General features: G+C 73.5%; 4 protein-coding genes. 1 reads left to right on the top strand and 3 read right to left on the bottom strand.

Translation table 11 applies throughout. From position 1 onward, the window contains the following. Positions 1-161: 161 nt before the first annotated feature. Positions 162-1,166, bottom strand: coding sequence for a cyclase family protein (locus tag AOK15_RS38555; protein WP_240508790.1), 1,005 nt, complete (start codon positions 1,164-1,166; stop codon positions 162-164). A gap of 70 nt (positions 1,167-1,236) precedes the next feature. On the opposite strand from AOK15_RS38555, the gene AOK15_RS38550 reads away from it, so the two are divergent. Further along, a complete protein-coding gene (locus AOK15_RS38550) occupies positions 1,237-2,166 on the top strand; it encodes a LysR family transcriptional regulator (protein ID WP_055523554.1) in 930 nt (309 codons plus the stop codon). 755 nt (positions 2,167-2,921) lie between these two features. Here AOK15_RS38550 and AOK15_RS38545 read toward each other — a convergent pair. Together AOK15_RS38545 and AOK15_RS38540 are read right to left on the bottom strand one after the other, a co-directional pair. Further along, complete coding sequence (locus AOK15_RS38545; RefSeq protein WP_055523552.1) at positions 2,922-3,482, bottom strand: TetR/AcrR family transcriptional regulator; 561 nt, start codon at positions 3,480-3,482, stop codon at positions 2,922-2,924. Between the two features lie 57 nt (positions 3,483-3,539). After that, positions 3,540-5,735: an MMPL family transporter gene (locus AOK15_RS38540; RefSeq protein WP_055523550.1), complete on the bottom strand. Its 2,196-nt coding sequence runs from the start codon at positions 5,733-5,735 to the stop codon at positions 3,540-3,542. Positions 5,736-5,825: the final 90 nt, after the last annotated feature.

Raw genomic sequence — 5,825 nt, 5'->3', positions numbered from 1 at the left:
CCGGCTCAGCCTAGACACTCCTTCCGGCCCGTAGCCACCGAGTAGTCCCGCCTCGGACACCTGCAACCGCCGCGACGCACCGGCCTGCCGTCGGCCCGGTCACACCGGCCGAGCATGTCGATCAGCGCCGGCTTTCGTTCCGCGCGCTTCACCCACCCCTCTCACCCGGCCCCGCCGCCCGCCTCGTCGAGGAGCGCGTACGCCCGTACGGGGAAGGTGCCCATCCCCTCCACCGCCGGTGGCGCGGCGTGGAATCGGAAGCCCTGCGGCGGGAGTTGCTCCAGGCCGCGCAGGTGCTCCACGACGGGGATGCCGGCGGCGAGGAGCCCGGTGTGGGCCGGGCGGGTGCCGTCGTCGGTGTCGTCGATGTTGAGGGAGTCGATACCGACCAGGGCCGCCCCCTGGTCCACCAGCCAGGCCACGGCGTCCGCCGTCAGGTAGGGGTGGCCGTGGCCGTACCGCTCGGTGCCCCAGTGCCGGTCCCACCCGGTGTGGATCAGTACGGCCCGCCCCGTCACCTCGTACGGCAGCAACGCCGCCCGGTCCACGGCCCGCTGTCCGGTGTCGTGCACACGGACGACGAGGCCGTCGAGGTCGGCGAACGTGCCGATGGGCTGCCCGGCCAGGTCGTGTCCGCCGCTGAAGCGGTGGAAGGGGCTGTCCAGGTAGGTGCCCGTGTTGGAGACCATCGTGATGCGGCCGATGGCGAACTCGGTGCCGGGCGCGTAGTGGTCGCGGGACGCGTCCCGTGTGAGGTGCTCGCCGATCTCGGGGCCGGGCAGTCCGGGGTACGTGGTCATCCCGTGCCGGATGGTGTGGCTGAGGTCGACCGTCCGGCGGCCGGCCCGCCTGCGCCCACCGTCCCTCACGGATGCGGCACCCGCCTCGTGTGCGCCGCTCTCCGTGCCGTCCGCGGTCCTGCGGCCCTCGCCGATCGTGCCGCGCGACCCCTTGTGCGGCTCTCGCACCGCCTCCCGGCCGCTGACGTGCACCTTGTCGACCACGAGCAGTCCGAGATGCCGGACGAACAGCTCGGCCAGCTCCCCGTCACCGATCTCCGGGCCGGGCACGTCCAGCATGAAGCCCTGCGTCTGCAGTCCGCCGCCGTTGCCGAAGGTCACCTCGGCGTCGAACCGGACCCGCCACTGCTCGTCGTTCTCGCTCATGGGCCGATCCTCCATGCAGTGGCACTTCATCACAAGCAAGGATTACTGAAGCGGAGCTACAGTGCCGCTTATGGAACTCGACCCCCGCCGCCTGCGCGTCCTGCGCGCCGTGGCGCTGCGCGGCGGTGTGGTGGACGCCGCGAAGGTGCTGCATCTGACGCCGTCGGCCGTCTCGCAGCATCTCGCGCAGCTGGAGCGGGAGGTCGGCCGTCCGTTGGTGGACCGCTCGCGACGCCGGGCCGGGCTGACCCCGGCGGGGCGGCTGCTGGCGGCACGCGCCGAACGCATCGAGCACGAGCTGGCCGAGGCGCGCCGTGAACTCGCCGAACTCACCGGCCGGGCGACCGGCCCGGTGGCGGTCGCCGCGTTCTCCTCGGCGGTGTGCCACCTCCTGGTCCCGGCCCTCGCCGCCCTCGCCCGCACCCATCCGGGCCTGGAGCCGCGCGTCATCGAGGCGGAGGGCCCCGACGCCCTGCGGGAGCTGCGCACCGGTGGCCTGGACGTGCTGGTCGTCGAGTACGACGGCGCGGACCCCGACCCCGACGAGCAGTGGCGGGACCTGGCGTCCACGCCCGTCGCGGACGACGAGTACCGGGTGATCACTCCGGCGGACTGGTCGCCGCCGCCCCGCTCGGTGCGTGACCTCGCCGAGCGCCCCTGGGTCGCGGCGCCGTCCGACACCGCGTGCGGGCGCGCGCTGGAGCGCATCTCCGCGGAGTACGGCTTCACCGCGCGGCGCGCCCATGTCGGCCGGGAGTTCCCGACCGTCCTCGCCCTGGTCCGGGCGGGGCTCGGCGCCGCCGTCGTCCCGACGCTGGCCCTCGCCGGGGCCCCCGCAGAGACCATCGCCCTTCCGTCGGCACCCGTAGCGGGCCACCGCCGCGTCGCCGCCGTCCACCGAGCCTCCCGCACCGGCCCCGAGCCCCTGATCGCAGCGGTGACGGACGCCCTGCGCAAGGCGGCGGTGGACCTGGGGCTGACCCCCACGACGCCGGGTTGACCGACACGGCCACGGGACGACCGGCACGGTCCCGGATCGACCGGCGCGGTCCCGGATCGACCGGCGCGGGCCACGGGACGACCGGCCCGGCCGCGGGACGACCGACACAGCGACGGGTTGACTGCCCCGGCCGCGGGACGACCAACACAGCAACGGGTTGACTGCCACAGCCACGGGACGACCAACACAGGCCACCGGTTGACTGCCACAGCCACGGATCGACCACCACAGGCCGTGGGACGACCACCACAGCCACGGATCGACCACCACAGGCCGTGGGACGACCACCACAGCCACGGATCGACCGCCACAGGCCGTGGGACGACCACCACGGCCGTGGGTCGGCGCCCACGAACGGCGGGTGACGGCACGGCCGTCGACTCGCCCCACGGCCTCCGGTCGGCCACGGCCCTTACGACCGTCGGCCAACTCCGTGGCCGCCGGCTGACCTCCGTGCCGCCGATTGATCTCCGCGCCGCCGACTGCCCCCTACAACCTGCGGCCGACCCCACGGCCACCGGCTCGATCCGCGCCCTCGGGCGGCCCCGCTCGACCACAACCCCGCCCCCACAGCCGTGGGCGCCCGTACGCGGGCACCGGCGGCTGCCCGCGCAACCGTCGCGCGCCCCACAGCGCCCGGTCAGCTCTTCACGCCCAGCCACTCACTCCACAGCCACTCACTCCACAGCCCCCGGCCGGATCGCCGTACGCGGGCGGTGGCGCGGGGGCCGTGGGGCCGTGCAGTGGGGCGGTGGTCAGGGGGTCTTGATGATCGTGTCTATCGCCCGGACGAACGCGTCGGGGCTCTCCTCGTCGCCCATGGCCAGGCGCAGGGTGTAGCCGGTGAGGAGGGCCAGCAGGACGTGGGCCGTTCCGGTGGCGTCCCGGTCCGCGGGGACGCCGCGGACGGTGCGTTCCACGCGGATGAGGTCGGTGGCCTTGGCGTGTGCCGTCGCCAGGTGGTGGCGGACCCGTTCGGCCAGCCGGGGCGAGACGGCCGCCTCGCCCCAGATCTGCGCCATCAACCGCGCGTGTTCCCGCCCGTCGCGGGTGCCGTGGACGCGTTCCGGCGACTCGGGCAGGCTCGACGAGGTGACGTCGTCCAGGGCCGTGTGGATCGCGTCCTCGCACACGGCCTGGATCAGATGGTCCTTGCTCGGGAAGTAGTGGTAGAGCGCACCGGCGGACAGTCCGGAGCGCGCCACGATGTCACCGGTGGAGGACTGGGCGAATCCCTTCTCCGCGAACACGGTGCGAGCGGCGTCCAGGATCTGCCGCCGGCGGGCGTCCCGGTGGGCCTGGGTGACCTTCGGCATGGGCGGACGGCCTTTCGTCGTGTCGGGGCGGTGGTGGCGGTGGGGGAAGGGGTGGTGTCAGCCGACGGGTGCGGCCGTCCTGTCGGGGGCCGGAGTGGACGCAGGCGTGTCCTCCGCGGCGTGTTCCATCCGGTCGAGGCGCAGGGCGCGGTGCAGGGCGCGCAGGGGGGACGGGGCCCACCAGTTGGCGGCGCCGAGGAGGGCCATCAGGGAGGGGACGAGGAAGGCGCGTACCACCGTCGCGTCGATGAGGACGGCGAACGCCGCGCCGAGGCCCAGCTCCTGGATGAACACCAGCCGGGACATCGCGAGCGCGCCCACCGGGATGCAGAACAGGACCGCGGCCGAGGTGACGATCCCGCCGGTGCGGGACAGGCCCTGGGCGACCGCCTCACGGTTGTCCAGGCCCTGGGCCCTGGCCTCCTTGATACGGCTCAGCAGGAAGACGTTGTAGTCCGTGGACAGTCCGAACGCGAGCGCGAAGACCAGGACGGGCGTGGTGGCCTCCAACCCGGTCTGCGGGGCGAAGCCGAGGTTGCCGTCCTGGAACACCCACACCAGGAAACCGAAGGCGGCGCCGGTGGACAGCAGGTTCATCACGAGGGCCTTCAGCGGCAGCACCACCGAGCCGGAGAAGGCGAAGAGGAGCAGCAGGGTGACGACGACCAGGATGCCGCCGGCCAGGGGCAGGCTGTCGCCGATGCTCTGACGCTGCGCCAGGAAGTCGGCGGTCCGGCCGGTGTACAGGGCGGGGTACGGGGCGGCCAGGTCCTGGACGGCCTCGACGGCGTCCATGGAGGAGTCGGTCAGGGGGTCCTCGGCGAGGACGGCGTCGATCTCCCAGTACCGGTCGTCGAGTTCGACGGGGGTGCCCACCGCCTTGACGCCGGGAACGGCGCCGATCCGCTCCGTGTAGTCGGCGAGCCGGGAGGTGTCCGGGGCGCCGTCGGTCTCCAGCACGATCTGCAGGGGCGAGGTGGCCCTCGCGTCGTAGTCCTCGTCGAGCACGGCGGCGACCCGGCCCGCGCTGGTCTCCTCGGGCAGGAGGGTGGGGTCCACTCCGGTGAAGCGCACGCCCAGCAGCGGCGAGGCGATCAGCAGGAGCACGGCCGTGGCGGCGAGCGCGAAGATCGCGGGGCGGCGCATCACGGCCTGCGCGACGCGGTACCAGCGTCCCTCGGTGGCGCGGGCGGCACCGGCCGTACGCTGCCAGCGGCGCGGGGCCAGGGAGTTGACCCGCTTGCCCAGCAGGGCGAGCAGCGGGGGCAGTCCGAGGAGGGCGAACAGGGCCGCGGACACCACGGTGATGACGCCCGCCAGTCCCATGGACCGCAGGTAGGGCTGCGGGAACGCGATCAGCGCGGCGAGGGCCGCGGCCACGGTGAGGGCGCTGAACAGCACGGTGCGGCCGGCGGTGGCGACGGTCCGCAGGACTGCCTCGGCGCCGGGTCCGCGCTCGGCGAGTTCTTCGCGGTAGCGGGAGACGAGCAGCAGTCCGAAGTCGATGGACAGACCGAGGCCGAGGGCGAAGGCGAGGCTCATCGCGCCGGTGGAGACGTTCATGAACTCGGTGGCGACGCGCAGGCCGGCCATGGTGAGCAGCAGGGAGACGATGCCGCCCAGCAGGGGGAGCAGCGCTGCGACCAGCCCGCGGAAGACCAGGAAGAGCACGACCAGGATCACCGGGGTGGCGAGGAGTTCGGCCTGCGTCAGGTCGGTGTCCGAGACCTCGGCCACCTGGACGTGGCCGGGTGTGGCGCCGCCCAGCCAGGTGCGGCCGCGCAGGGTGGGATCGTCGTCGATGGCCTTCTGGAGACCCTCCACGGCGCGGGCGCTCTCCTGGTCCGTCATGGAGCCGGTGGCGCCGACGACCACGGTGCTGCGTCCGTCGCGGGAGATGAGCGCGGCGCCGTCCGGGGAGGTGTAGTCGACCACCTGCTCGACCTCGGGGCGGGACCGCAGGAGCTCCGCGGCGGCCGTGACGGCCTTGGGCGGGGCGGTGTCCTTGTCGAGTCGCTCATCGGTGCGGACCAGCAGCAGATGGCCCTGCTGGGGGTCGATGCCGGTGGCCCGTTCGATGATCTCGCGGGCCGCGACGTTGCCGCCGCCCGGATCGTCGTAGTCGGACAGGCCGTTGGAGAGCTTCTCCGCCACGGTGCCGCCGTAGACCGTGGCCAGGGCGGTGACCAGGAGGGACAGGAGGAGTACCGCGACCCTTCGGCGGTGAAGGGCCGAGCCCAGAGCGGAGAACATGATTCCTTCCTTCTTCCTCCCGTCTGCGGGCCGTGATCCGCAGGGCCGTGGAGGATGCGCTGACTGCCCGGGGAGGGGCTGGTGGGGGGC

This window comes from Streptomyces ossamyceticus, from assembly GCF_001418475.1.
In the GTDB taxonomy this organism is placed as follows: domain Bacteria; phylum Actinomycetota; class Actinomycetes; order Streptomycetales; family Streptomycetaceae; genus Streptomyces; species Streptomyces ossamyceticus.
Note: the sequence above shows the minus strand (reverse complement) of the source record. Positions and strands in the feature narration are given on the sequence as shown.